Genomic DNA, 25,861 nt, shown 5'->3' on the forward strand with positions numbered 1-25,861 from the left:
AATTCGTCTCCAAGCCGGTACATCGAGGGGCAATCTTCCGGGAGAGAACGAACATGGACGCTGCCCAATTGCGCCAGATGCAGGCCCCGATCAAGGAGCGCTACAAGACTGATCCGAAGGCTGCGCTGATCACGCTGAAGGCGAAGGGTTCGACAGACAGCGAAGGCATCGCCTGCAAGGTCGAGACCGGACGCGCCATTGCGATGGCCGGCCTGCATCCGGCCACCGGCGGCTCCGGCCTCGAACTGTGCTCCGGCGACATGTTGCTGGAAGCGCTGGTCGCCTGCGCCGGCGTCACGCTGAAATCGGTTGCGACCGCGATCGAGGTGCCCTTGAAGACCGGCAACGTCTATGCCGAGGGTGATCTCGATTTCCGCGGCACGCTCGGCGTCGATAAGGAGACCCCGGTCGGCTTCGCCGAGATCCGGCTGCGCTTCGAGGTCGACACCGACGCGCCGCAGGACAAGCTCGATCTGCTGCTGAAGCTCACCGAGCGCTATTGCGTGGTCTATCAGACCATCAAGAACGGCCCGAAGGTGTCGGTGTCGATGCAGCGGATGTAGCTGCCCACTTCCATTGCGAGAGGTTGCGCCGACGGCGCGGGTGAGGGGCGTTCTCTCGTGGGGACCTGAAGTCCTCACCCGATGTGCTGTGCAAATCGACCTCTCCCTCCGGGAGAGGTGAACGAACCCGCGGCTAATTCGCCTCAACGAAAATCATCCCGCGCTAGATGTCCCCCGATCTCCACCTCATCCTTTTCCTTCTCCTGCGCATGGCGATCGCGGCGGCGTTCGTCGTGACGGCGTCGATCATCACCGAACGTTCCGGCCCAGTGATCGGTGCGCTGGTGGCGACGCTACCGATCTCAGCGGGCCCTTCCTATGTCTTTCTCGCGCTCGACCATAACGCCGCCTTCATCGCGCAAGGCGCCCTGTCGAGCCTTCCCGTCAACGCCGCGACGATCGTCCTTGGCCTCTGTTATGTCGTGCTGGCGCAGCGGCACAATCTGCTGGTGAGTGCCGGCAGCGCGATCGCCGTGTGGATCGTGCTGGCCTCCATCATCCGCCTGTTCGACTGGACCTTGACGGCCGGACTCGCCGTGAACCTGATTGCCTTCGGCATCTGCATTCCGCTGCTCGCTAAGTACCGCCATGTGAAGATGCCGTTGGTGACGCGTCGCTGGTACGATATTCCGTTCCGCGCCGCTTTGGTGGCAACGCTCGTCGCCATCGTGGTTTCCACCTCGGGCTGGGTCGGCCCGCGGGTCTCCGGTGTCATCGCGCTCTACCCGATCGTCTTCACCAGCATGATGGTGATCCTGCATCCGCGCATCGGTGGCCCGCCGACCGCCGCGGTGCTTGCCAATTCTGCCTGGGGCTTGCTCGGGTTCGGTATGGCGATTGCGGTGATGCATGTCGGCGCCGCAAACTTCGGCTCCGCGATCGGCCTCAGCATGGGGCTCGCCACCTGCATCGTGTGGAACCTGACGCTGTGGTGGAATGGACGAAGGAAGCGGCTGGCGCACTAACCTCCGTCGTTGCGAGGAGCGAGGCGACGAAGCATCCAGACGATCACGGGGAGAGAGAATGGATTGCTTCGCTCCGCTCGCAATGACGATTGCGGTCGCGGCGTGCCTATTGCTTCGGCAGCTTGGCCTTCAACGCATACAGCGCATCCAGCGCCTCGCGCGGCGACATTTCGTCGGGATGTAACGCCTTCACCGCTTCCATTAGAAGCTCCGCTTCGCTCGGCGGCGCGGCCTCCGCCGCGGCGCGCGAGGGCACGGCGAACAGCGGCAGATCGTCGGCGGGGGCGCGGGCGGTCTGGCCGCGGTCCTGGGCCTCCAGCTTGGCCAGCACCGATTTGGCCCGCGTGATCACGGCCGGCGGCAGGCCGGCGAGCTTGGCCACCTGAATGCCGTAGGAGCGATCGGCCGAGCCCGGCAGCACCTCGTGCAGGAACACGACATTGCCCTGCCATTCCTTCACGCGCACGGTGGCGTTGAACATGCGCGGCAGTTTTGCCGAGAGCGCCGTCAGCTCGTGATAATGCGTGGCGAACAGCGTGCGGCAGCGATTGCTCTCGTGCAGATGCTCGATCGCGGCCCAGGCGATCGAGAGGCCGTCGAAGGTCGCGGTGCCGCGGCCGATCTCGTCGAGGATCACGAGTGCGCGCTCGCCGGCCTGATTCAGGATCGCCGCGGTCTCGACCATCTCGACCATGAAGGTGGAGCGGCCGCGGGCGAGATCGTCGGCCGCGCCGACCCGCGAGAACAGGCGATCGACGATGCCGATCCTCGCCCGCGCGGCCGGCACAAAACTGCCGATCTGCGCCATCAGGGCGATCAGCGCGTTCTGGCGCAGGAATGTGGATTTACCTGCCATGTTGGGACCGGTGAGCAGCCAGAGTTGGCCTGACTTCTGTCCGGGCGCCGGCGAGAGGTCGCAGGCATTGGCGATGAACGGCTCGCCATTGCGCTTGAGCGCCTGCTCCACCACGGGATGGCGGCCGGCTTCGATCGCAAAGCCGAGCGAGGTGTCGACCTCGGGCCGCACGTAGTTCTCGTCGACGGCCAGCTTGGCCAGCGACGTCGCGACATCGAGCAGCGCAAACCCGTGCGCGGCGGCGCGCAAGTCTTCACTGATCTCGAGCGCCTTGGCGCAGAGCCGCTCGAAGATCTCGAGCTCGAGCCCGAGCGCGCGCTCGCCGGCATTTGCGATCTTGGCCTCGATCTCGCCAAGCTCCGAGGTGGTGAAGCGTACCTGGCCCGCCAGCGTCTGGCGATGAATGAAGGTCGCATTCAGCGGCGGCGACATCAGCTTGTCGCCGTGCTGCGCGGTCACCTCGACGAAATAGCCGAGCACATTGTTGTGCCGGATCTTCAGGGCCTTCACGCCGGTTTGGTCGGCGTAGCGGGCTTGCATTGAGGCCACCACCAGGCGCGAAGCATCGCGCAGGTTGCGGGCTTCGTCGAGCGCAGGCTCAAAGCCTTGACGAACGAAGCCGCCGTCGCGCTTGATCAATGGCAGTTGCTCATCGAGCGCGCCGGCAAACTCCGTCGCCAGCGCGCGAGATGGCTTTTGCAGCGCCGCCATCACCGCCACGATCTCCTGCGGCGGCTGGTCGAGTTCGGACAGCCGCGTCAGCACCTGGTCGGCGGCGATGATGCCGTCGCGGATGCCGGCGAGGTCGCGCGGTCCGCCGCGGCCGACGGAGAGACGGGCCAGCGCCCGCGACATGTCCGGCGCGCCGCGCAGGATGCTGCGGATGTCTTCGCGCGCGGCGGAATCGGCAACGAAGGCGCCGACGGCGTCGAGCCGCCGGGCGATCGCCGGCGCATCGGTCAGTGGCGCCGCCAGTCGCTGCGCCAGCAGCCGAGAACCGGCCGAGGTCACCGTGCAGTCGATGGCGTCGAGCAGCGAGCCGCGGCGTTCGCCGGCGAGCGTGCGCGTCAATTCGAGATTGGCGCGGGTGGCCGGATCGATCGCCATGGTTGCGCCCGAGGCTTCGCGCGCCGGCGGCGACAGCGGCGGGTGCTTGCCGACCTGGGTGCGGTCGACGTAGGTGACGGCGGCGGCCGCCGCGGTGGCTTCCAGACGCGTGAGCTGCGCCAGCCCATCCATTGTGGCGACAGCGAAATAGTCGCACAGCCGCTTCTCGGCGGTGGCGCCGTCGAACACGTCGCGGGTCAGCGGCGTTACCGCCGGCAGCTCGCGCAACGTCTGTCCGAGCTCGCTGTCATTATAGAGCGCGTCGCTGACGATCGCCTCGTTCGGATTGATGCGCGCCAGCGTGGCGGCGAGCTCGCCGCCGCCGCACTCCGTCACCATAAATTCGGCAGTCGAGATGTCGATCCAGGCAAGGCCGAAGCGGTCGCCACCGGCGGAGGAGCGGGCGCGCGCGATCGCCAGCAGGTAGTTGTTCGCCCGCGCGTCCAGCAGGGTGTCCTCGGTCAGCGTGCCCGGCGTGACCAGCCGCACCACGCCGCGGCGCACCACGCTCTTGTTCCCGCGCGCCTTGGCCGCAGCGGGATCCTCGGTCTGCTCGCAGACCGCGACGCGGTGACCGGCCGAGATCAGGCGGTGCAGATAATCCTCGGAGCGTTCGACCGGCACCCCGCACATCGGGATATCCGTGCCCTGATGCTTGCCGCGCTTGGTCAAGACGATGCCGAGCGTCTTCGAGGCAATTTCGGCATCCTCGAAGAACAATTCGTAGAAATCGCCCATCCGGTAGAACAGCAGCAAGCCCTGATGCGCCGCCTCGATCTCGAGGTACTGTTCCATCATCGGCGTGACACGCGCGGCAGCTTCCGCCTGCGGCGCGGGCGTGTCGTCGGGAGGCGGTACAGGTATTGGCTGTTGCATTGTCATGGGCGGTGCAACCTACAAAATTTCGGCACCTGCTCCTATCGCTTTGGCCGCAGCGGCGAGGTTTTCCACGTTGTCCGCATTGCGGCATGCGTGGCTGGCGTGCGCCCCATCGGAACACGCGCGTATCAGTCAATTGACCTGCTGCGGGCGGCCTCCTAAAACTCCGCCGTCATTGAAGAATTCCGGCCGAACCACGGCATTCAGGGAGAACAGCGATGCGTGACGTCTTTATCTGCGATGCCGTGCGGACCCCGATTGGCCGTTTCGGCGGCTCGCTCGCCAAGGTGCGCACCGACGACCTGGCGGCCGCGCCGATCAAGGCGCTAATGGCCAAGCATCCCAAGCTCGACTGGGCCCAGGTCGACGAAGTCTTCTTCGGCTGCGCCAATCAGGCTGGCGAGGACAATCGCAACGTCGCACGCATGGCGCTGTTGCTGGCGGGCCTGCCGGATTCGGTTCCGGGCCAGACCCTGAACCGGCTCTGCGCGTCCGGGCTGGATGCGGTCGGCGCCGCGGGGCGCGCCATCCGCTCCGGCGAGATCGAGCTTGCGATTGCCGGCGGTGTCGAATCCATGACCCGTGCCCCCTTCGTCATGGGCAAGGCGCAGGAGGCGTTCTCGCGTTCGGCCGAGATCTTCGACACCACGATCGGCTGGCGCTTCATCAATCCGCTGCTCAAGGCGCAGTATGGCGTCGACGCGATGCCGGAGACCGGCGAAAACGTCGCCGAGGAGTTCCAGGTCTCGCGCGCCGACCAGGACGCCTTCGCGATCCGCTCGCAGCAGCGTGCCGGCGCGGCGATTGCATCCGGCTATTTTGCGGAAGAGATCACGCCGATCACCATTGCCGGTGGCAAGGCCGGCCCCATCACGGTGGACCAAGACGAGCATCCGCGCCCCGAGACCACGCTGGAGGGGCTCGCCAAGCTGAAGCCGATCGTGCGCAATCCCGGCACGGTCACTGCCGGCAACGCCTCCGGCGTCAATGACGGCGCCGCCGCGATGATCCTCGCGTCCGAAGCTGCGGTGAAGAAGCACGGGCTGACACCCCGCGCGCGCATTCTCGGCCTCGCCTCGGCCGGCGTGCCGCCGCGCATCATGGGCATTGGACCCGTGCCGGCGACGCGCAAGCTGATGGAGCGGCTCGGCAAGAAGATCAGCGATTTCGACTTGATCGAGCTGAATGAAGCCTTCGCCTCGCAGGGCATCGCCTGCATGCGTCAGCTCGGCGTGGCTGATGACGCCGACTTCGTCAATCCGCATGGCGGCGCGATCGCGCTCGGCCATCCCCTCGGCATGAGTGGCGCCCGTCTCGCGCTCACCGCCGTGCATGGCATGGAAAAGCGCGGCGGCAAGCTCGCGCTTGCCACCATGTGCGTCGGCGTCGGCCAGGGCGTCGCGGTCGCGATCGAGAAGTTGAACTGACGGAGCGCGGCGCATCTCGTCATCCCCGGGCGCGGTGCGCTTGCACCGAACCCGGGATCTCAGGTTCAGCCCTCTCGGGCTGCCCCCGGAAACAACAAGTAATAGGGGCTGCGAAACCCGCTTCCCCAAATTAGTTATGTCCTATAATGATTGTCGAGCGTTGACCGGCCCCAGAACGGCCGGGGAGGAGTTCGCCAATGACATTCGTCTATCCCGTCGACAGCAACAAGGCGCATCCGCTGCCGCTGTCTCCCGAGTACAAGAGCTCGATCAAGCGCGCGCCGCACCAGCCCTTGATTCCGATGCGCCACACCCTGTCGGAGCTGACTGGCCCGGTCTATGGCCACGAGACCGTGCGCGAGGGCGACAATGATCTGACCCGCCAGCACAGTGGCGAGCCGCTCGGCGAGCGCATCATCGTGCATGGCCACGTCCGCGACGAGGACGGCCGCGGCGTGCCGAACTCGCTGGTCGAAATCTGGCAGGCCAATTCCTGCGGCCGCTATGTCCATGTCCGTGACCAGCACCCGGCACCGCTCGATCCAAATTTCACGGGCGCCGGCCGCACGGTGAGCGATGCCTCCGGTTACTACCGCTTCGTCACCATCAAGCCGGGCGCTTATCCCTGGGGCAATCATCACAATGCGTGGCGGCCCGCGCACATCCACCTCTCGGTCTTCGGCCACTCCTTTGTCACGCGCCTCGTGACGCAGATGTATTTCCCGAACGATCCGCTGTTCCCGTTCGACCCGATCTTCAATTCGGTGCCGGACGAAAAGGCGCGGGCGCGGATGGTCTCGTCGTTCGATCTCGAGAACACACAGCCCGAATGGGCGCTGTGCTATCGCTTTGACATCGTGCTGCGCGGCCAGAACGCGACGCCTATGGAGAACCATTAAGTGCAGGATTCTGTGAAGCCCAACGGGATCACCCCATCGCAAACCGTCGGTCCGTTCTTCAAGTACGGCCTGACGCCGAACGGCGAATACGCCTGGAACGACGCGTTCACCAACTCGACGCTCACGCCCGACGTTTCCGGCGACCGTATCCGCATCGAGGGCCGGGTATTTGACGGTGATGGCGTCGCCGTGCCGGATTGCATGCTGGAGATCTGGCAAGCGGACGCGCAAGGTCGCTTTGCCGACCCGCAGGACAAGCGTGCGCTGCCGAATGCGAGCTTCCGCGGCTTTGCCCGCTGCGGCACCGACAAGGACGGCAATTACGCCTTCGAGACCATCAAGCCCGGCGCCGTGCCGGATCCCGACGGCAAGCCGCAGGCGCCGCACATCCTTCTTGCGGTGTTCGGGCGCGGCATGCTCAGGCATCTCTATACCCGCATCTATTTCAGCGATGAGGCCGGCAATTCCGCCGATCCCGTGCTGGCGCTGGTGCCCACTGAGCGCCGCGCCACGCTGGTTGCGACGCGCGAGGCCGGCAAGGCGGTTTACCGGCTTGACCTGCGGCTCCAGGGCGACGACGAGACGGTGTTCTTCGACGTTTAACTCCCGCGTCGTCCCGGACCTGCGGACGGCTGAGACGCGCTTGTCCGGGACGACGGCCTGGCGCCTTCCGTATCGGAAGCCGCCCCTGACCGCTTTTCCCGTAGTTTCCCCGGAGTTCGCCGAGCGCAATTTCCGCGCGTAGCAATCCCGTGTTTACCGTAGTCGTTTAGCATCCATTTGGATTTCGACCGCGCGATCGGATTGTTCCATGAAAATTCGTTTTTCGCTTTCCTTGGCGATCATTGCATTCGGCATCGTCCTGGCCCTCGGCTTTACGGCCGTGGTCTCCACCAGCCTCTACGCCCTAAAAGAGCTCAAGGTCGGCGGCCCGCTCTATTCCGACATCAAGCTCGGCAACGACCTCATCGCCGATATCCTGCCGCCGCCGGAATATGTCATCGAAGCTTATCTCGAGGCCACGCTTGCCATGCGCGAGCCGGACCAGCTTGCCGCTCATGGCGAGCGCCTGGTTCAGCTCCGCAAGGATTACGACGAGCGCAAGGCAATCTGGGTCTCCTCCAGTCTCTCGGCAGACCTGAAGACCGCGCTGGTGTCGAAGTCCGATGCCGAGGTGCAGAAATTCTGGAAGGCGTCCGACCAGCTCCTGCCAGCCCTCAAGGCCAAGGACGCGGTCGCTTCCGAGCGCGCCTATGCGCAGCTCAAGGGCGCATACACCGCGCATCGCGCCGTCATCGACAGCATCGTCGAGAGTGCCAACAAGCAGAATGCCGCCATGGAGAAGCTGGCCGCGGAGCGCGACAGTTCGATGCTCTACATCCTCCTCGGCGTCTCCGCCGCCGTCCTCGCCTTCATTGCCGCAGGCCTGCTCGGCGTTGCGCTCGGCGTGGTGCGCCCGATCGTCCGCATGACGGACACGATGCAGAAGCTCGCGACCGGCGATCTCGCAGCCGACATTCCTTTCGCGCACCGCCAGGACGAGGTTGGCTCGATGGCGGGTGCGCTGCTGGTGTTCAAGCAGGCGGCGGTCGAGAATTCCCGCCTGCGCGAGGAGCAGTTGCGGCAGGAACAGGAGGCCGCGCGCGCCAAGCGCGGCGCCCTGCAGCAGATGGCCGAGACCGTCGAACGCGAGACCGGCCGGTCGGTCGACACCGCGAGCACGGCGGCGCACGGCGTCGAGCGGGTCGCCACCAGCCTGTCCGAGATCGCAAGTTCGCTCTCCGCGCAGTCGCAGGCGGTCGCCGCGGCCTCCACCCAGGCCCTCGGCAGCTCGCAAACCGTCTCGGCTGCGGCCGAAGAGCTGAGCGCCTCGATCCGCGAGATCGCGAGTCAGGTCGCGAGGACCAGCACGGTCACCAAATCTGCGGTCGCCGGCCGTGAGCAGGCGCGCTCGACCATTCAGGCGCTGGCCGGTTCGGTGAGGAAGATCGCCGAGGTCTCCGATCTCATCGGCGGCATCGCCGGGCAGACCAACCTCCTGGCGCTCAATGCCACGATCGAGGCGGCGCGCGCCGGCGAGGCCGGCCGCGGCTTCGCGGTGGTCGCCACCGAGGTGAAATCGCTGTCCGATCAGACCGCCAAGTCCACCGAGGAGATCGGGCGGCTGATTGCCGAGATCCAGACCGCGACTCAGGCTGCCGTCGACGCCGTCGAGACCATGGGGGGCCACATCGCCGAGATCGACGGTGTCGCGACCTCGGTTGCTGCCGCGATGGAAGAACAGGACGCCGCGACGCGTGAGATCACGCGGTCGATCTCCGAATCCGCGTCGGCGGCGAAGGAGGTCTCGGCCAAGATCGGTCATGTCAGCCGCGACGCCGCCTCCGTGAACGAGCGCGCCGCGGAGGTCAGGCAGGCGATCGCCGGCATGGCGGCCAATCTCGAGCAATTGCGGTCGGTCGTGGTGCGGACCGTGCGGGACTCGACGGCCGCGGCGTGACGCCCGGCGCGATGCCTGCCGCTGGTGCCGGCGGTTGTGATCGTGCAGTATGGCGCGGCACAGGGGCATCGTGGTTTTCATGACGAATGCGCAACTGCCGGCGGTTGCCGAGCCCGCTTACCTCACGGCCGCGCTGCGCAGGGCCGGCGCGCTGGACGCCGGTGCCGTGCGTGAGGTGAAGGTGCTGCATCAGCGCGACACCATCGTGTCGCATATCGTGCGTCTCGGTTTGCGCTATGTTGGGGAGTCCGCTGGCGCCCCACAGTCGCTGATCCTGAAGACCGCGCATGCAGGCTTCGCCAAGTCGCTCGCAAATAGCGGCCGGAACGAAGTCGCGTTCTACACGCAGCTTGAGCCAGAAACGCCGCGGGGTCTCGTGCCGCGCTGCTTCGACGGACATTTTGACGAGGACGGCCTCACCTGGCATCACCTGCTCGAGGACCTCACCGACAGCCATGAGGTTGCAACTCAATGGCCGCTGCCGCCGTCGCGAGAGCAAGCAACGGCGATCGTGACGACACTCGCGCGCTGGCACGCGGCGTGGTGGGACCACGATAGCTTCGGCGATACTATCGGCACCTGGATGAGCACCGACGACAGTGCGAAGCTGATGGCGACCTTCGCTGGTCACTACGATCGTTTCGCCGATCTGCTCGGCGACCGCCTCAGCGAGGAGCGCCGCATTCTCTTCCGCCGCTTCATCGAGCAGTCGGAACGGTTGTTCGAGCGTTATCATTCGCGCCGGCATGTCACCATCGCTCATGGCGACGCCCATACCTGGAATTTTCTGTTGCCGCGCACAGGCGTTGCCAACACCGTTCGCATCTTCGATTTCGACCAGTGGCGCATCAACGTGCCGACCGGTGACCTCGCCTACATGATGGCGACGCAATGGTATCCGGACCGCCGGCAGGCACTCGAGCGGCCCCTGCTCAACCTCTATCACGAGACGCTGATACAGCACGGTGTCACTGGTTACACGCGCGGCGCGCTCGATCAGGACTATCGTCGGTCGGTGCTCTGGCACATCACCAAGCCGGTCTGGCAATGGAGCATCAACATCCCGCCGCTGATCTGGTGGAATAACCTGGAGCGGGTGATGATGGCGGTCGAGGATCTCGGGTGCGAGGAGTTGTTGTAGCGCGCTCGTGCAGCAAGCCGTCATTGCGAGGAGCCCTTGCGACGAAGCAATCCAGACTGCCTCCGCAGATACAGTCTGGATTTGCTTCGCTACGCTCGCAATGACGAAGGTGGTCGCGAGGCCTCTATTCCATCACCGCATGCTCCGGCCCGGCGGCCTGCTTGCGCAGTGTGGCCTTGGTGGAGCCGATCAGCAAAGCGAGCGGGATGGTGCAGAGGATGAAGACCATCACCAGCTGGTAATCGTGCGCGAAAGCGATGATCTGCGCCTGCACGCTGACCATCCTGTCGGCCATGGCGCGGCCGGCATCCGTGGAAAGATTGATCATGCCGCTGACGCTGGGCATCTGGAGCGCGTGGTTGAACGGGTTGATGTGCTCGGAGAGAATCGCATAAGTCCGCCGCGTTCCCTGCGTCAGCTGGGCGATCACGACGGAGATGCCGACTGAGCTTGCGACGTTGCGCATCAGGGTCAGCATCGCGGTGCCGTCGGTACGCAGCTCGTTCGACAGCGTCAGGAACGCCACGGTCGAGAGCGGCACGAAGACAAGGCCGAAGCCGAAGCCCTGGATGACGCTGACCGTGACGATCTCCGGTACCTGGGTCAGATCGGTCCAGCCGGTCATCTGGAACAGCGAGCCCGCGGTCAGCGTGAGGCCTGCGATGATCAGCGTGCGGGCCTCGATATAACGCATCATGCGGCCGACCAGCATCATGGCGAAGAAGGTGCCGATGCCGCGGCTCGCCAGCAGCAGGCCGGCGGTGATGATGGGATAGCCGATCACGTTCTGCATGTAGGGCGAAGCCAGCGCCATGGTCGAGAACAGCACGAGCCCCATCACGACCATGAACACGCAGCCGGTGACGAAGTTGCGATCCCGAAACAGCGCGAAGCGGATGAACGGCGTCGATGTCGTGAAGGAGTGCGCGTGGAAGAAGTAAAAGGCGACAGCGGAGACGATGAATTCCGCCAGGATCTCGCTCGACTCAAGCCAGCCCAGCTGCTCGCCGCGATCGAGCGCAAGCTGAAGTGCGCCGATCGCGATCGCCAGCGCGGCGAAACCGAACCAGTCGAACTTGAGGCTGAAATCCTTCCGGGTCTCGTCCATGAAGACGATCAGGCCGAGCACGGTGATGGCGCCGAACGGCAGGTTGACGAAGAACACCCAGTGCCAGGAATAGGTCTCGGTGAGCCAGGCGCCCAGCGAGGGGCCCATGATCGGGCCCATCATCACGCCCATGCCCCAGATCGACATCGCCTTGGCGCGTTCCTGGAGCGTGTAGTAGTCGAGCATCACCGACTGTGACAGCGGCACCAGGGCGGCGCCGAACACGCCTTGCAGCAGGCGGAACAGCACCATCTGGTTGATGTCCTGCGCGAGACCGCACAACACCGACGCCATGGTGAAGCCCGCCGAGCAGATGATGAAGATGCGCTTGCGGCCGAAGCGGTTGGCGATCCAGCCCACCGGCGCCGTCATGATCGCGGCAGCGACGATGTAGGAGGTCAGCACCCAGTTGATCTGATCCTGCGAGGCCGACAGCGTGCCTTGCATGTAGGGCAACGCAACATTGGCGATGGTGGTGTCCAGCGCCTGCATGATGGTCGCGGTCATGGCGCAGATCGTCACCATGTTCCGGCGCAGGCCGGGGACCATCAGACTGGCATTGGGGCCGGACATCGGATCAATCTTTGTCTTGTTAGTTTAAAGCGGAATGGCGTAGGTCGAATCGATTGCCGCGGCGCGTTCACCTCTCCCGCTTGCGGGAGAGGTCGCGCCGAAGGCGCGGGTGAGGGCTTTTTCCTCCTGGCGAGTCTTCGTTGTTGAGACACCCTCTCCCCAACCCTCTCCCGCAAGCGGGAGAGGGAGCGCACCTCCGTCGCAGCGCCAATCGAGCCTCATGCATCGTGCTTTAGTCTTTGTCCTGGCTCGCGGTCGCCGACAGGCCAAACAGGCCGGCGAGCGAGCGTCGATGGCCGGTGTCGATGGTGGCGTAGACGCTCATGCCGGCCTTCAGTTTCCGCACGTATTTGTCGGTCTCGTCGAAGTAGATCCGGATCGGCACGCGCTGCACCACCTTGACGAAATTGCCGGTGGCGTTCTGCGGCGGCAGGATCGCGAATTGCGCGCCGGTGCCGGGCGAGAGCGACCCGATCTTGCCCTTGAAAAGGTGGTTCGGAAACGCGTCGACCTCGAGCGTGACGGGCTGTCCTTCGGTGACGTAGGTGAGATCGCTCTCCTTCGGATTGGCATCGACCCAGGGACGGGCGACGTCGATGATGGAGAACACCGGCGTGCCGGCGGCGACGTAGCGGCCGAGCTGGATCTGTTCCACTTGCGTGGCCACGCCGTCCATCGGCGCGCGCAGGACGGTGTGGTCGAGGTTGCGCTGGGCGTCGTCCAGCTTGGCTTTCGCCTGCGCGTAAGGCGGGAACTGCTCCAGCGGCAATGCGGGATCGCCCAGCAATTGCGTCTTGGCGTTGGAGAGCTGCTGCTTGATGTATTGCGCCTGTGCGCCTGCGGTCACCAGCGCGTTGGCAGCGTTGTCGAGATCGAGCTGCGAGCCGTAATTGTTCTTCACCAGCGCCTGCTTGCGCTCGACATCGCGTTGCTTCAGGTCGACGCCCTGCTGGGCAAGGTTGAGCATGTCGCCGTAGATCTTGATATTGGCGACGAGGTTCTCATAGGTCGTGCGGGCCTGCGCGAGCTGCGCCTTGGCTTCATCCACTGCGTGGCGGAACGGAACGGGGTCGATCTCGAACAGTTCGTCGCCCTGCTTGACGGATTGTCCTTCTCTCACGATCACCTTCTGAATCTTGCCCGAGATGTCGGGCGTCACCAGCACCTTCTGCGCACCGACATATGCGTCGTCGGTGCCGACATAGCGGCCGCCATGGAGATAGAAGGTGATGCCCCCGATGACGACGGTGACCGGCAGGACGACCAGGAGGAGGAAGCGGCGGTAGCGGCGCAGGCCCGCCGCCAGGCGGCGGCGCGGATCCGTGCCGGCCTTCTTTGTGGGCTTGCCGCCGTCGATCTTCTGCTCGGGCTGGAACTTGAGAACCTGATCAGCCATAGCGCTGCTCCTTGCGTGCTTGTTCCGCTCCGGATGTCTGGATCGCGGTCCGCACGTTTTCCTTGATCGTTTCGAGCTGGGTGAGGAGGCGGTGGGCATCGGCCGCGTTGATGCCGTCGAGCGCGTTGGCGGTGATTTCGGACTTCAGCCCGCTCATCCGGCCAAGCAACGTCCGGCCCGCCTTCTTCAGATACAGGCGCTTGACGCGGCGGTCCGAGGCGTCGCTGCGGCGCTCGATCCAGTCATTCTCGCAGAGCTTGTCGATCAGGCGCGTCAGCGTGATCGGCTGCATCTCGAGGAGCTCGGCGAGCTCCGATTGCTTCATGCCCTCGCTGCGCTCGACTTTGGACAGCACGGCCCATTGCGCGCGGGTGATGCCGAAACGGGACGCCTCCTTATCGGCATAGACACGCAACAGGCGGTAGAGCTCACCCAGCGTGAACAGGAAATTCTGATCGACCGACCCTCGGGTCATGAGCTTCGTCTCCAATAAGCCTAGAATATAATAAGCAAGCTTATGATTATTTCATGGCGGATTAGCGGGGGGCCGTCCCGCTCCAAGAGCATGGCTGGCAGCCGCGCTGTCGGTCGCGCTTTGGGTTCCATCAGCAAAATGCTAGAACGCGTCCCGCATGACCCTCGCAAAGACGGCATTTCCCGCGCCCGATCACGATCACGACCGCTGCACTGCGGATGCGCTGGCGCATGCCGAACAGGTCTGCGAGCAGCGCGCGCAGAAATTCACGCCGATCCGCCGTCAGGTGCTCGGGGCGCTGCTCTCCAGCCACCGCCCGCTTGGCGCCTATGAGGTGATCGACGAACTCGCCAAGTCGATGGCGCGACCAGCGCCGATCACGGTCTATCGTGCTCTCGATTTTCTGATGGCCAACGGCCTCGTGCATCGCATCGAGAGCCGCAACGCCTATTTGGCCTGCGCCGCCCATGACCACGACGCGACCTCGGCGGTGGCGTTCCTGATCTGCGAGCGCTGTGGCCTGGTCGGCGAGATCCCGTCGGCCTCCTTCGCAAAGGAGCTCAATGCCGCTGCGCGCAGCTCAGGCTTCGCTCCCAAATTGTCCGTGGTGGAGATCACGGGCGTCTGCACCCATTGTCAGAAAGCTGCCTAAAGTAACAACGGCACAACGCCGGTAGTCGGGAAGAGATGTCCTCACCACAAGTTATATCCTCCGCCGGTCGCCCGCTGAGCGCCGGCGCCATTGCCCTGATGCTGATGCTGTGCCTGACCTGGGGCTTCAACCAGATTGCGGTGAAGCTGGTGTTGCCGGATATCCCGCCGATGCTCCAGGCCACGATCCGCTCGATGGGCGCGCTGCCGGTGCTGTTCATCATCGGCACTCTTCGTGGCGTCAATTTCTTCGAACGTGACGGCACCTGGAAGCCCGGCGTGATCGCCGGATTGATGTTCGGCATCGAGTTCGTTCTGATCTTCCAGGGCCTGCGCTTCACACCGGCCTCTCGGGCGGTCGTCTTCCTCTACACCGCGCCGTTCTTCGTCGCGCTCGGCTCCTATCAGGTGCTCGGCGAACGGCTTGGCGGCACGCAATGGCTGGGACTGGCGGTGAGCTTTGCCGGCGTCGCGCTCGCCATCGGCGTGCCGCAGCCGGATGTCGATGCCAAGGTGTTGCTCGGTGACCTCATGATCGTCGGCGGCGCGGCGCTGTGGGCGGCAACCACGCTGGTCGCCAAGGGCACGCGGCTGCGCTTCGCCGCGCCCGAAAAGGCGCTGGGCTATCAGGTCGCGACTTCGATCCCGATCCTCGGGCTGGCAGCCTGGCTGTTTGGCGAATCCGTCACGCATACGCCTGCGCCCCTGTCCCTCGCCCTCATGGCCTTCCAGGCAATCTGGGTGGTTGGAACCACGTTCACGCTTTGGTTCGCGCTGGTGAAGACGTATTCGGCCAGCAAATTGTCGGCTTTTACCTTCATCACCCCTTTGTTTGGCGTGGTCGGTAGCTATTTCATCATGCACGACACCCTAAGCCTGACATTCGGAGCCGCCGCGGTCCTTGTAATTGCTGGGCTTTTTCTGGTTAACCGTCCCAGCTCATCGGCTGCGGCGCCGCGCGATGCATTGCTGAACGTCACCAAAACCTGATATTTGGACCCCATGAACAAGCTCGAAAACCCTCTCGATTCCGACATCGCGGGCCCCGCGCCCCGGCACCAAACCACCCAGGTCAAAGTCGGCGACGTCTCGGTGGGCGGCGGTGCGCCGATCGTCGTGCAGTCGATGACCAACACCGACACCGCCGACATCGACGGCACCATTGCCCAGGTCGCAGCGCTCGCGCGCGCCGGCTCAGAAATGGTCCGCATCACCGTGGACCGCGAGGAGGCTGCCGCCGCCGTTCCGCACATCCGCGACGGCCTGCTCAAGCGCGGCATTACCACGCCCTTGATCGGCGACTTCCACTATATCGGTCACAAGCTGCTCGCGGCTTATCCGGCCTGCGCCGAGGCGCTCGCCAAATACCGCATCAATCCCGGCAATGTCGGCTTCAAGGACAAGCGCGACACCCAGTTCGCCGACATCATCGAGATCGCCAACAAGAACAACAAGCCGGTGCGCATCGGCGCCAATTGGGGCTCGCTGGACCAGGAACTGCTGACCAGGCTGATGGACGAGAACGCGGCTTCGGCCAATCCGCGCGACGTGCGCGCGGTGACGCGCGAGGCCATGGTGCAGTCGGCGCTGTTGTCGGCCGCGCGCGCCGAAGAGCTCGGCATGCCGAAGAACCGCATCATCCTGTCCGCCAAGGTCTCGGCGGTGCAGGATCTCATCGCGGTCTACCAGGATCTCGCCAGACGTTCCGACTATGCCATCCATCTCGGGCTGACCGAAGCCGGCATGGGCTCGAAGGGCATCGTGGCGTCCTCAGCCGCGCTCGGCATTCTCTTGCAGCAGGGCATCGGCGACACCATCCGCATCTCGCTGACGCCGGAGCCCGGCGGCGACCGCACCCGTGAGGTGCAGGTCGGCCAGGAGCTGCTCCAGACCATGGGCTTCCGCACCTTTGTGCCGCTGGTTGCGGCCTGCCCCGGCTGCGGCCGCACAACCTCGACCACGTTCCAGGAGCTGGCCCGCTCGATCCAGGATTTCATTCGGGACGAGATGCCGACCTGGAAGACGAAATATCCCGGCGTGGAAGAGCTCAACGTCGCGGTGATGGGCTGCATCGTCAACGGCCCCGGCGAGTCCAAGCACGCCAATATCGGCATCTCGCTGCCCGGCACCGGCGAGGCCCCGGCCGCGCCCGTGTTCGTCGACGGCAAGAAGTTCCGCACGTTGCGCGGCCCGACGATCTCCGCCGACTTCAAGGCGCTGGTGATCGACTATATCGAGCAGCGCTACGGCCAAGGCGCCAAGGTGCCGGTGACAGCGGCGGAGTAGTTTTACTCCGCTGTTTGCTTGCGGCGCGCGTGTAGCCCGGATGGAGCATTGCGAAATCCGGGGTTTTACGCAGGCTGATCGTTCCCGGATTGCGCTGCGCTCCATCCGGGCTACCATGCTCCCAATCAAACGATCGGGAGACACGCCATGAGCTCACTCGCCGGCAAGCAGGGTCCGCGCTATCGCCACACCGCCGAAGACGGCGCTCCCTACGAGACCATCGCGGTTGAAAAGCTCACCCCGATCATCGGCGCGGAAATCTCCGGCGTCGACATCGGCAGGCTCGTCGAGGGCGACACCCGCTCCAACCGGCAGATGGATGAGATCCATCGGGCGCTCGCCGAAAACCTCGTGATCTTCTTTCGCGATCAGCACATCACGCCAAAACAGCATCTCGCCTTCGGCCGCAAGTTCGGCGAGCTGCATTTTCATCCCGCCGCGCCGCATGAGGATGAAGACCCGGCACTGATGAAGATCTACGCCGACAAGAACTCGCCACGGGCCAATGGCGAGGGTTGGCATTCGGATGTGTCCTGCGATCTCGAGCCGCCGATGGGCTCGATCCTCTACATCAAGCAATGTCCGCCGCGCGGGGGCGACACGCTGTTCGCCAACATGTATGCAGCTTATGAGGCGCTGTCGGATCGCATGAAGACCTATCTCGACGGGCTCACTGCGCTGCATGACGGCGAGCCGATTTATCGTGGACTCTACGCCAATTACGGCGTCGCGGACCGCCCCTCTTATCCGCACGCGGAGCATCCCGTGGTGCGAACGCATCCGGTCACCAGCAAGAAGGCGCTCTATGTCAACCGCGGCTTCACCCGCCACATCAACGGCATCCCGCGCGACGAGAGCGACGCTATGCTCGCCTACCTCTATCAGCACGCCGAGAATCCGCTGTTCCAGTGCCGCTTCCGCTGGACCGAGAACGCCATCGCCTTTTGGGACAACCGCTGCACCCAGCACCGCGCGATGTGGGATTACTGGCCGCATACGCGCTCGGGGACGCGGGTGACGGTGAAGGGTGAGCGGCCGGTTTAAACTGGCGTAGGGCGGATTAGCGAAGCGTAATCCGCCAACTCCACGGCGGTGACACAGAGGTGGGTTACGCTGCGCTAACCCACCCTACGAAGCTGTTCTTGCGTTGACGTCCTTCCACTCCCGCGCCAATCTTCCCAAAAAACAAATCGGGAGGACTTTCCATGCTCCGCGCCGAGGACAACAAGTTCCTGACCGAGTCGGGCCCGGGGACAGGCATGGGCGAGCTGCTGCGCCGCTTCTGGATTCCTGTCCTGCTCTCGGAAGAATTGCCCGAACCCGAAGGCGAGCCGAAGAAGATCATCGTGCTGGGAGAGGAGCTGCTCGCCTTTCGCGACTCACGCGGCGTCGTCGGTCTCATCGACCAATATTGCCCGCATCGCGGCGCCAATCTCTGGCTCGGGCGCAATGAGGAATGCGGCATCCGCTGCGTCTATCACGGCTGGAAATTCGACACCGACGGACGTTGCGTCGACATGCCGACCTCCTATCCCGATCTCAATGCCAAGGATCTCATCCGCATCAAATCCTATCCGGTCCGCGAATGGGGCGAGATGATCTGGGCCTATATGGGCCCGGCCGAAGCGATGCCCGAGCTGCCCGATCTCGAGATGGCGCTGCTGCCGGCCTCGCATCGCTATGTCAGCAAGAAGTGGCAGGATTGCAACTGGGTGCAGGCGCTCGAAGGCTCGATCGACACCGCGCATTTCACCTTCGCCCATCTCTCCTTCGACAAGGAAGAGAACGAGATTCTGGATATCAAGAAGCATTTTGTGAATCCGCTCACCCGCGTGAACACGGACCATATGCGCTGGATCGCCGAGGATCCGCGCCCAGTCATCAAAGTCAGCCCCCACGAGGCGGGGCTGACCATCGCCGGTGGCCGGCTGACCGGCGGCGACAACATCTACTGGCGCATCGCGCAATTCCTGATGCCATTCCACGCCTATGCGCCGAGCGCGATGCCGGGCGAGAATATCTTTGGCCAGACTTTCGTGCCTGTGACCGACACCAATTGCTGGATCTACACCTATGCCTGGAATCCGGAGCGTCCGTTGACGCAAGCCGAGTGCGACGCTTTTGATCGCGGCAATGGCGTGATCGCGGAGGTCGACGACAATTACGTGCCGCTCCGCCACAAGGGCAATGACTATTTGATCGACCGCAAGCTCCAGAAGACCAGGAGCTACACCGGCATCAAGGGCGTCTCCGAGCAGGACGCTGCCGTGCAGGACAGCCAGGGGCCGATCGCCGACCGCACCCGCGAGCATCTCGGCCCGACCGATCTCGGCATCATGCATTTCCGCAAAACCGTCATGGATCTGGCGCGGGCGCTCCAGCACGGCGAGCCGCCGCCGCAGGCGGCGCACCAGGATCGCTACGCGGTGCGCTCCGGCGCCTGCGTCACCAGCAAGACCAAGGACCTGCCCGCGGTGATGCTGGAACGTTTCGGTGATGTCGCGGGCTTCGTTGGCCGCCCGCGGATCGCGGCAGCGGAGTAGAGCTTGGGGCAGTCGCGCAGCATCATCGCCGGGCTCATCGCATCGATCCTGCTGTCGCCGCTCGCGCTTGTCGACGTCGGCGAGGCTGCTGCTACGCGAAAGATCGCGAGACCCAGGCCGAAGCTGTCGCCGGCCGCCAAATGCGAGATGGCGAAATTCCGCATCGTCGTGGATGTCGGGCACACCCCGGACGCCTACGGCGCGTTGAGCGCGCGCAATGATCCGGAGTTCGGCTTCAACTTGCGTCTCGCAAGTCTCATCACCGCAAGACTCAAATCCGAAGGCTTTGCCGCAACCCGCCTGCTCGTCACGAACGGTAAGGCGAGAGCGAGCCTGTTCAAGCGCGTCAGTGCCGCGAATGACGGCCGGGCCGATCTGTTCCTGTCGGTCCATCACGATTCGGTGCCGGACAAGCTGCTCGAGACCTGGGAATTCGACGGCGCAAACAGCTATTTCAGCGATCGCTTTTCGGGCCATTCGCTGTTCGTATCGCACCAGAATCCGCACTTCGCCACCAGCCTGTTGCTGGCACGGATGATCGGCAGGCAGCTGAAAGAGCAAGGTCTGCACTATGCGAGGCAATACACGCTTCCGGTGATGGGCCGCTATCGGCGCCAGCTGCTCGACAAGGACGTCGGCGTCTACCGCTATGACGGGCTCGTCGTGCTCTCGCGGACGAGAAGCGCCGCGGTGCTGCTCGAGGCGGGCTCGATCATCAACCGCGACGAGGAGATGGAGATGAATTCGTCGGAGCGGCAGGACGCGGTCGCGGGGGCCGTTGCGGTCGCGATGAGGGAGTTCTGTGAGAGGCGATAGACTGCCTGGTCGTTCAAACAGCTGTTATTGCCAGCGCAGCGAGGCAGTCCAGGCTGCCGCGGTGGACAGATTCTGGATTGCTTCGGTGCGCTCGCAATGACGGCGGGAAGCTACAGCGGCGCGCCCCGATACTCCCTGTTGGCCAGGCTCGCCTCCTCCAGGTCAAGATCCCGCTCGATCCTTCGCCTTGTCTCGTCGGTGATCTGGCCGTCGCGCAGCAGGTCGTGGATGAATTTGCGCTCGGCGACGATCAGCTCCCGGGTCAATGCGATGCCGGCGGCGGAGACGTCGTGGTGCGTAGGATCGAGCAAATCCGGAAGCTGGCTGGTGCGGATCTCGTGGCGAGCACGCAGGAGCCGCATCACCTCGTCGGATACCTCCTTCTCCGCGGTCAGCGCGTCGAGCGATTTCAGTGCTGCCTCGAGAGCCTGACGACGCGCGGCGATCTCGGCCTCATGCTCGCTGACATGCTCGTTGCGGCCAGCCTCGGCGACGCCGAGCCAGCGCACCACCGGCGGCAGCGTCAGGCCGACACCGATCAGGGTGATGAAGATGACGCCGAAAGCGACGAACAGGATCAGGTCGCGATATGGGAACGCCTCGCCACTCGGCAGGGAGAACGGCAGCGCCAGCGCAGCCGCCAGCGACACCGCGCCGCGGACGCCGGTGAAGGCGAGCGTAAATACCCATTGCCACGGCGGCGACGGATCGCGCTCGCGCAGCGATTTGCTGAACATCCGCGGCAGATAGGTCGCGGGATAGAGCCAGGCGAAGCGCGCAATGACGACGATCACCAGGACCACGGCGGTCGCGATCACGATGTCGTCGAGCGGAAAGGCCTTCGACTTCTCGTACAGCGCGCGCATCTGAAAGCCGGTGAGCAGGAACAAGAGGCCTTCGATCAAATAGATCACGAGGTCCCAGAAGAAGATGCCCTGCAGGCGCGTCGCGGAAGAAATCAGCAGCGGGCCGTTCCAGCTCACATAAAGGCCGCAGGCGACCGTCGCGATCACCCCGGAGCCGCCAACATGCTCGGGCAGCCAATAGGAGACGTAAGGCGTGATCAGCGACAGCGTGAGCTCGACCTGCGGATCCCCCGACCATTTGCGGAGACGCAGGGAAAGCCATCCCACGCCGATGCCGAAGGCGATCTCGCCGGCGATGATGAGGAGGAATTCGCCGGCCGCCAGTGGCAGCGAGAAATGGCCGACCATGATTGCCGCGAGCGCAAAGCGGTAGAGGATCAGCGCGGTGGCGTCGTTGGCGAGCCCTTCGCCCTCGAGCACGACCAGGATTCGCCGCGGCATGTGCAGCCGGCGTGCGATGGCGAGCGGCGCCACCACGTCGGGCGGCGCGACGATGGCCCCCAACAGGAAGGCAACGGTCCAGGGCAGGCCGATCATGTAATGCGTGGCGGCCGCCACCATTGCCGCAGTGAAAATCACCGCGCCGACCGCGAGCAGCACGATCGGGCGCAAATTCTTCCTGAACTCGCGCCAGCTCATGGCGACGCTTGCCGAGTAGATCAGCGGTGGCAGCACCATCAGCAGCACCAGCTCCGGCGGCAATTCCACTGACGGCATGCCCGGCACGAAGGCGAGGCCGACGCCGGCCAGCATCAGCAGGATGGCAGGGGCGACGTTGAAGCGGCGCGCGGTCAGCGCCACGCCTGCCAGCACGGCCAGCAGGATGAGAAAGGTCTGAAACTTCGCTTCCATGATGGCCTGTCTTGACCCGGAAGCGGCCGCAACGTCAATGCGCGCGGCTCACGCCAGCCGCTCCGCCACCATCCGGCCGATCCGCGCGAAAGCCGCCGCAATCTGTGCGGCAGTCGGCGTGCCGCCTTGGACGTAGGCCGTAAGCAGGATCGGCGTGTCGGCCTTCGGCCAAGCCACCGCGATGTCGCCCGCTGCGTCCTTGCCATTGTAGCCGGTCTTGTCGCCGATCTTCCAGCCTGCGGGCAGGCCACCGCGCAGCCGGTTCGCACCGGTCTTGCAGTTCACCATCCATTCGATGAGCTGCGCGCGCGAGGCCGGCAACAATGCTCCGCCCAGCATCAGGCGGCGCAGGTTCCCGGCCATCGCCGCCGGCGTCGTCGTGTCCTGGGGATCGCCCGGCTGGGAGCGGTTGAGCTCGGGCTCGTTGTGGTCGAGCCGCGAGGTGGTATCGCCGATCGATCGCCAGAACGCGGTGAGCGCGGTCGGACCGCCGATCCGCGCCAGCAGCAGATTGGCGCAGGTGTTGTCGCTGAGCTCGACGATCGCCTTGCACATCTCGGTGACCGACATTGCGCCGGCCGCCAGATTTTGCTTCGCGACCGGCGCGTATTCCAAGAGGTCGTCCTGGCCGTAGGGAATCATGGCGGCAAGCTGTTCCTCGCCGCGGTCGACCCGCGCCAGCACACAGGCCGCGAGCGAGGCCTTGAATGTCGAGCACATGACGAACCGCTCGTCGGCGCGCCAAGCGAGTTTGGCGCCGGTCGCGAGATTTTCCGCATACACGCCAATCCGCCCGCCGCTCTCGCGTTCGTATGTTTCGAGTTCAGGCAGCGCATCCGCGGCCAGCGTAGGAGATGCGGCCATCCAGCACAGCGAGGCAAGCAGGGAGCGGCGATCGAGCAGCATGGGGGACTTTCGCGCGAATGAAGATGGGGGATGCGGCGCACTCTATCCGCATTGTCGTTGCGAGCGGAGCGATTCTGGATTGCCTCGCTTCACTCGCAATGACGGAGAATGGGAGGCGAGCGCGCCCGATTTCGGGCAGCGGAAGGTGAGCCCCCTCACTCTCTCAGGTCGTATCGATAAGATTTCGACACAATCTGCCAACCGTCGGCGAGCTTCATCGCCACTAGGTAGTCGGTGAAATAGCGCGGCGGCAGCTGGCATCTGACCTTGACGAAGGCGGTCTTGTCGTCAGAACGGTCGATGGTGACGATGAAATCCTCTCGCGGCTTGCCTTCGGCCTTGCCGGAGGGACGCTTGCACACGCGGTCGAGCCAGTCCGGCACGGTCAGCACCTGCAATTCGCCCTTCTCGACCCAGCGCAGGTCGGCGGAGGGATGGAAAATGGCGCCGAGCTTTTCGGCGTCGCCCTCATAGAGTCCGTCAAAATAGGATTGCACGACGGCTTCGAGACTTGAACGATTTGGGCTCATGGGTCATCCCTTGGAATAATGACTTGAGGCGAGTTTAGTCGTACACATCAAAATGCGCTATGGATGTTCAGACGGTTTGCGCAAGGACATCATGATGACCGGATCAGAGATTTCGAACGCTCGTATCCTGATCGGCGAATGCTATTGCCGTGCAGTGCGCTTCGAGGTGGCCGACGAATTCTCCTATGCGATGAACTGCCATTGCTCGAACTGCCGCCGCACCACCGGCTCCGCCTTCAAACCCTTCGCCGGTATCGTGCGACACAAGCTCCGCATCGTCAGGGGCGGCGACCAGCGGACGGTTTTCGGCGATGATATCACCCACGATGTGCACTGCGCCCGTTGTGGCTCGTTGCTCTATTCCCACGTGCGTGAGGGGAAATGGGCCCACGTCGCTATGGGAGCTCTGATCGACGCCCCTTCGATCCGGCCTAGCGCCCATATTTTCGTGGGCTCGAAAGCACCCTGGCACGAGATCACGGATGACCTGCCGCAATATCGGGGTTGACTGAGGGAACCCGGCCCGATTTGCTTCCTGGCGAACCACGGCCGCGCTGGCGCGACAAACAAAAGGGGTGTTTCGTCCCGTTGCGGGCGCCGCCTTCGTGACCTCCATCACAAGCGCCGGTGGCGGATCCTGCTAAAGCGGTCCCAAAGGGCCCAGCGGCCCGAATTTCGGAAGTCGTGTCATGCGCAATTTGCTCAGACTTTGTCCGCTTCTCCTTGCCCTCGCGCTGCTGTTCGGCACTGAACCGGCTTTCGCCGGCAAGCGCGTTGCGCTGGTGCTCGCCAATTCGGCCTATCAGCATGCGCCGTTGCTGGCCAACCCCGTCAATGACGGTTCGGTGATGGCCAAGACGCTGAAGGAGGCCGGCTTCGACATCGTCGATTCCCGGCACGATTTGTCGGCGCTGGATACGCGGCGGGTGCTCCGCGACTTCGCGGATGCGACCCGCGATGCCGATATCGCCGTGGTCTATTATGCCGGTCATGGCATCGAGGTCGAGGGGTCGAACTATCTGATCCCGGTCGACGCCAGGCTCGAGCGCGACACCGACGTGTACGACGAGGCGCTCTCGCTCGACCGGGTCCTGGTTGCGGTCGAGCCCGCCAAGCAGCTCCGCCTGGTGATCCTGGATGCCTGCCGCGACAATCCGTTCGGCAAGAGGATGAAGCGCACAATCGCTTCGCGCGGCATCGGCCGCGGCCTCGCCCAGGTCGAGCCGACCAGTCCCAACACGTTGATTGCCTATTCGGCCAAAGCCGGCTTCACGGCGCAGGACGGCGACGGCGCCAACAGCCCGTTCACGGTCGCGCTGTCCAAGCATCTGGCGACGCCGGGCCTCGACGTCCGCCGCGCCTTCGGATTCGTGCGCGACGACGTGCTCAAGTCGACTGGCAACAAGCAGGAGCCGTTCGTCTATGGCTCGCTTGGCGGCGAGGATGTTCCACTGGTGCCGGTGAAGATGACGGCGGCGGCTCCGGCGGCACCTATGGCGAACCCGCAGGCCGATATCCGCCGCGATTACGAGCTCGCGCTCCAGCTCGGCAACAGGGCGGCGTGGGATGCCTTCCTCGCCCAGCATCCCGACGGTTTCTATGCGAGCTTGGCCAAGCTCCAGCTCGAGAAGATCGGTGCCGAGCAGGCCCATGCGGCGGCGATCGCGAAGGCGAAACAGGCCGAGGCCGAGCGCGACCGCCTCGCCGCCGTTGGTGCGCAGAAGGATGCGCAGGCCAAAGCCGCAGCCGATGCGAAAGCCGCCGAACAGGCGCAGCTTGCCGCCCAGAAAGCGAAGGAGCAGGCGCAGCAGCAGGCAGCCGTGGCCGAGCAGCAGCGCGTCAACCTCGCCGCTGCGGCACCCGGCGGTGCGCCGGCCAGCACGGCCGGTTCGGCCGGCACCAACGTCGCTTCGCTGACCCCCGCGACCGCACCGGCTGATCTCACTCGCACGGTGCAGACCGAGCTCGGTCGCGTCGGCTGCTTCTCCGGACAGGCCGACGGCAATTGGACTACGTCTTCGCAGCGCTCCCTATCGCAGTTCAACCGTTATGCCGGCACCAAGCTCGACGTGAAGGTCGCGAGCACCGATGCGCTCGATGCGGTCAAGTCGAAACCGTCGCGCGTCTGCCCGCTGGTCTGTGAGCACGGCTTCAAGGCCGACGGCGACAAGTGCACCAAGATCGTCTGTCGTGACGGGTATGCGGTCAACGACGACAATGAGTGCGAGAAGAAGCGTGCCGCCAAGCCGGCCAAGCCTGCGATTGCGAAGCGCGACGACGGTGATGAACGTCCTGCACGGCAGCGTCGCCAGTCCGCCGGCGCTGGCGCAGCGGACGGTTACGGTGCTGCCGCCGGCATTGCTGCTGCCGCTGGCGCCAGTCGCGCTAAGGGTGGCGGGCAGGTCTTCTGCAATAGCGGTGGCTGCCGTCCGGTCCATCGCGGCTGCCATCTCGAATATCGCGGCGGAGGCGGCCCCGGCAATGACGCCAATGCCGAGGTCTGTTACTAGGATCGCGGTGTT

The 25,861-nt window shown here is 64.6% G+C and carries 22 protein-coding genes; 15 read left to right on the forward strand and 7 right to left on the reverse strand.

The window, feature by feature from the left end; translation table 11 throughout:
• The first annotated feature begins 53 nt into the window (after positions 1-53).
• Both IVA87_RS25430 and IVA87_RS25435 read left to right on the forward strand, forming a co-directional pair.
• Positions 54-563, forward strand: coding sequence for an OsmC family protein (locus IVA87_RS25430; RefSeq protein ID WP_247303698.1), 510 nt, complete (start codon positions 54-56; stop codon positions 561-563).
• A 167-nt stretch (positions 564-730) separates the two neighbouring features.
• Positions 731-1,528, forward strand: a complete 798-nt coding sequence (locus tag IVA87_RS25435; protein WP_247335621.1) for a hypothetical protein — start codon at positions 731-733, stop codon at positions 1,526-1,528.
• A 106-nt stretch (positions 1,529-1,634) separates the two neighbouring features.
• Here IVA87_RS25435 and mutS read toward each other — a convergent pair whose 3' ends face one another.
• Positions 1,635-4,373: a DNA mismatch repair protein MutS gene (mutS, locus tag IVA87_RS25440; protein WP_247335624.1), complete on the reverse strand. Its 2,739-nt coding sequence runs from the start codon at positions 4,371-4,373 to the stop codon at positions 1,635-1,637.
• A 215-nt stretch (positions 4,374-4,588) separates the two neighbouring features.
• Here mutS and pcaF point away from each other — a divergent pair, with 215 nt between their 5' ends.
• The 5 genes from pcaF to IVA87_RS25465 all read left to right on the forward strand — a co-directional run bounded on the left by pcaF (position 4,589) and on the right by IVA87_RS25465 (position 10,337).
• A complete protein-coding gene (gene pcaF, locus IVA87_RS25445; RefSeq protein WP_247335626.1) occupies positions 4,589-5,797 on the forward strand; it encodes a 3-oxoadipyl-CoA thiolase in 1,209 nt (402 codons plus the stop codon).
• A 197-nt stretch (positions 5,798-5,994) separates the two neighbouring features.
• Positions 5,995-6,696 carry a protocatechuate 3,4-dioxygenase subunit beta gene (gene pcaH / locus IVA87_RS25450; RefSeq protein WP_247303692.1) on the forward strand — a complete coding sequence of 234 codons (702 nt, stop codon included), beginning with the start codon at positions 5,995-5,997 and terminating at the stop codon, positions 6,694-6,696.
• Positions 6,697-7,299, forward strand: coding sequence for a protocatechuate 3,4-dioxygenase subunit alpha (gene pcaG, locus IVA87_RS25455; RefSeq protein WP_247281972.1), 603 nt, complete (start codon positions 6,697-6,699; stop codon positions 7,297-7,299).
• A gap of 208 nt (positions 7,300-7,507) precedes the next feature.
• Entirely contained in the window at positions 7,508-9,196 is a 1,689-nt protein-coding gene (locus IVA87_RS25460; RefSeq protein WP_247303689.1) for a methyl-accepting chemotaxis protein, read from the forward strand.
• Between the two features lie 49 nt (positions 9,197-9,245).
• The gene (locus tag IVA87_RS25465; protein ID WP_247303687.1) at positions 9,246-10,337 is read left to right on the forward strand and encodes an ecdysteroid 22-kinase family protein; all 1,092 of its coding nucleotides are present in this window, start codon (positions 9,246-9,248) and stop codon (positions 10,335-10,337) included.
• Positions 10,338-10,461: 124 nt separating this feature from the next.
• Here IVA87_RS25465 and IVA87_RS25470 read toward each other — a convergent pair whose 3' ends face one another.
• The 3 genes from IVA87_RS25470 to IVA87_RS25480 all read right to left on the reverse strand — a co-directional run bounded on the left by IVA87_RS25470 (position 10,462) and on the right by IVA87_RS25480 (position 13,889).
• On the reverse strand, positions 10,462-12,018 hold the full coding sequence (locus IVA87_RS25470; protein ID WP_247303685.1) for an MDR family MFS transporter: 1,557 nt from the start codon (positions 12,016-12,018) through the stop codon (positions 10,462-10,464).
• A 232-nt stretch (positions 12,019-12,250) separates the two neighbouring features.
• Entirely contained in the window at positions 12,251-13,414 is a 1,164-nt protein-coding gene (locus IVA87_RS25475) for an HlyD family secretion protein (protein ID WP_247335629.1), read from the reverse strand.
• Positions 13,407-13,889, reverse strand: coding sequence for a MarR family transcriptional regulator (locus IVA87_RS25480; protein WP_247303682.1), 483 nt, complete (start codon positions 13,887-13,889; stop codon positions 13,407-13,409). The genes IVA87_RS25475 and IVA87_RS25480 overlap by 8 nt, the downstream gene beginning before the upstream one ends.
• Positions 13,890-14,046: 157 nt before the next feature.
• Between IVA87_RS25480 and IVA87_RS25485 the strand changes: the two genes are divergently transcribed.
• From IVA87_RS25485 to IVA87_RS25510, 6 genes are all read left to right on the forward strand, one after another.
• Positions 14,047-14,541: a transcriptional repressor gene (locus IVA87_RS25485; protein WP_247303681.1), complete on the forward strand. Its 495-nt coding sequence runs from the start codon at positions 14,047-14,049 to the stop codon at positions 14,539-14,541.
• A 35-nt stretch (positions 14,542-14,576) separates the two neighbouring features.
• The gene (locus tag IVA87_RS25490; protein WP_247303680.1) at positions 14,577-15,530 is read left to right on the forward strand and encodes a DMT family transporter; all 954 of its coding nucleotides are present in this window, start codon (positions 14,577-14,579) and stop codon (positions 15,528-15,530) included.
• A 12-nt stretch (positions 15,531-15,542) separates the two neighbouring features.
• The gene (gene ispG / locus IVA87_RS25495) at positions 15,543-16,826 is read left to right on the forward strand and encodes a flavodoxin-dependent (E)-4-hydroxy-3-methylbut-2-enyl-diphosphate synthase (protein WP_247335631.1); all 1,284 of its coding nucleotides are present in this window, start codon (positions 15,543-15,545) and stop codon (positions 16,824-16,826) included.
• A 147-nt stretch (positions 16,827-16,973) separates the two neighbouring features.
• Positions 16,974-17,870, forward strand: a complete 897-nt coding sequence (locus IVA87_RS25500; RefSeq protein ID WP_247303678.1) for a TauD/TfdA family dioxygenase — start codon at positions 16,974-16,976, stop codon at positions 17,868-17,870.
• A gap of 161 nt (positions 17,871-18,031) precedes the next feature.
• A complete protein-coding gene (locus tag IVA87_RS25505) occupies positions 18,032-19,369 on the forward strand; it encodes a Rieske 2Fe-2S domain-containing protein (protein ID WP_247303677.1) in 1,338 nt (445 codons plus the stop codon).
• A gap of 3 nt (positions 19,370-19,372) precedes the next feature.
• A complete protein-coding gene (locus IVA87_RS25510) occupies positions 19,373-20,185 on the forward strand; it encodes an N-acetylmuramoyl-L-alanine amidase (RefSeq protein ID WP_247335633.1) in 813 nt (270 codons plus the stop codon).
• Between the two features lie 110 nt (positions 20,186-20,295).
• Here IVA87_RS25510 and IVA87_RS25515 read toward each other — a convergent pair whose 3' ends face one another.
• The 3 genes from IVA87_RS25515 to IVA87_RS25525 form a co-directional block, all read right to left on the reverse strand.
• The gene (locus tag IVA87_RS25515; RefSeq protein WP_247303675.1) at positions 20,296-21,903 is read right to left on the reverse strand and encodes a Na+/H+ antiporter; all 1,608 of its coding nucleotides are present in this window, start codon (positions 21,901-21,903) and stop codon (positions 20,296-20,298) included.
• Positions 21,904-21,951: 48 nt separating this feature from the next.
• Entirely contained in the window at positions 21,952-22,809 is an 858-nt protein-coding gene (bla, locus tag IVA87_RS25520) for a class A beta-lactamase (protein WP_247303674.1), read from the reverse strand.
• A 155-nt stretch (positions 22,810-22,964) separates the two neighbouring features.
• Positions 22,965-23,339 (reverse strand): nuclear transport factor 2 family protein, encoded by a 375-nt coding sequence (locus tag IVA87_RS25525; protein ID WP_247303672.1) that lies wholly within the window; start codon positions 23,337-23,339, stop codon positions 22,965-22,967.
• Between the two features lie 94 nt (positions 23,340-23,433).
• Here IVA87_RS25525 and IVA87_RS25530 point away from each other — a divergent pair, with 94 nt between their 5' ends.
• On the forward strand, positions 23,434-23,847 hold the full coding sequence (locus tag IVA87_RS25530; protein ID WP_247335674.1) for a GFA family protein: 414 nt from the start codon (positions 23,434-23,436) through the stop codon (positions 23,845-23,847).
• A gap of 181 nt (positions 23,848-24,028) precedes the next feature.
• Positions 24,029-25,849, forward strand: coding sequence for a caspase family protein (locus IVA87_RS25535; RefSeq protein WP_247303670.1), 1,821 nt, complete (start codon positions 24,029-24,031; stop codon positions 25,847-25,849).
• The last annotated feature ends 12 nt before the right edge of the window (positions 25,850-25,861 follow it).

It is taken from the genome of Bradyrhizobium sp. 147, from assembly GCF_023073935.1.
Lineage (GTDB): Bacteria > Pseudomonadota > Alphaproteobacteria > Rhizobiales > Xanthobacteraceae > Bradyrhizobium.

Bases quoted from the DNA above. Each gene is read 5' to 3' on its own strand.
- IVA87_RS25430 (WP_247303698.1), top strand. From the start codon at position 54: ATGGACGCTGCCCAATTGCGCCAGATGCAGGCCCCGATCAAGGAGCGC.
- IVA87_RS25435 (WP_247335621.1), top strand. From the start codon at position 731: ATGTCCCCCGATCTCCACCTCATCCTTTTCCTTCTCCTGCGCATGGCG.
- mutS (WP_247335624.1), bottom strand. From the start codon at position 4,373: ATGACAATGCAACAGCCAATACCTGTACCGCCTCCCGACGACACGCCC.
- pcaF (WP_247335626.1), top strand. From the start codon at position 4,589: ATGCGTGACGTCTTTATCTGCGATGCCGTGCGGACCCCGATTGGCCGT.
- pcaH (WP_247303692.1), top strand. From the start codon at position 5,995: ATGACATTCGTCTATCCCGTCGACAGCAACAAGGCGCATCCGCTGCCG.
- IVA87_RS25460 (WP_247303689.1), top strand. From the start codon at position 7,508: ATGAAAATTCGTTTTTCGCTTTCCTTGGCGATCATTGCATTCGGCATC.
- IVA87_RS25465 (WP_247303687.1), top strand. From the start codon at position 9,246: ATGGCGCGGCACAGGGGCATCGTGGTTTTCATGACGAATGCGCAACTG.
- IVA87_RS25470 (WP_247303685.1), bottom strand. From the start codon at position 12,018: ATGTCCGGCCCCAATGCCAGTCTGATGGTCCCCGGCCTGCGCCGGAAC.
- IVA87_RS25475 (WP_247335629.1), bottom strand. From the start codon at position 13,414: ATGGCTGATCAGGTTCTCAAGTTCCAGCCCGAGCAGAAGATCGACGGC.
- IVA87_RS25480 (WP_247303682.1), bottom strand. From the start codon at position 13,889: ATGACCCGAGGGTCGGTCGATCAGAATTTCCTGTTCACGCTGGGTGAG.
- IVA87_RS25485 (WP_247303681.1), top strand. From the start codon at position 14,047: ATGACCCTCGCAAAGACGGCATTTCCCGCGCCCGATCACGATCACGAC.
- IVA87_RS25490 (WP_247303680.1), top strand. From the start codon at position 14,577: ATGTCCTCACCACAAGTTATATCCTCCGCCGGTCGCCCGCTGAGCGCC.
- ispG (WP_247335631.1), top strand. From the start codon at position 15,543: ATGAACAAGCTCGAAAACCCTCTCGATTCCGACATCGCGGGCCCCGCG.
- IVA87_RS25500 (WP_247303678.1), top strand. From the start codon at position 16,974: ATGAGCTCACTCGCCGGCAAGCAGGGTCCGCGCTATCGCCACACCGCC.
- IVA87_RS25505 (WP_247303677.1), top strand. From the start codon at position 18,032: ATGCTCCGCGCCGAGGACAACAAGTTCCTGACCGAGTCGGGCCCGGGG.
- IVA87_RS25515 (WP_247303675.1), bottom strand. From the start codon at position 21,903: ATGGAAGCGAAGTTTCAGACCTTTCTCATCCTGCTGGCCGTGCTGGCA.
- bla (WP_247303674.1), bottom strand. From the start codon at position 22,809: ATGCTGCTCGATCGCCGCTCCCTGCTTGCCTCGCTGTGCTGGATGGCC.
- IVA87_RS25525 (WP_247303672.1), bottom strand. From the start codon at position 23,339: ATGAGCCCAAATCGTTCAAGTCTCGAAGCCGTCGTGCAATCCTATTTT.
- IVA87_RS25530 (WP_247335674.1), top strand. From the start codon at position 23,434: ATGACCGGATCAGAGATTTCGAACGCTCGTATCCTGATCGGCGAATGC.
- IVA87_RS25535 (WP_247303670.1), top strand. From the start codon at position 24,029: ATGCGCAATTTGCTCAGACTTTGTCCGCTTCTCCTTGCCCTCGCGCTG.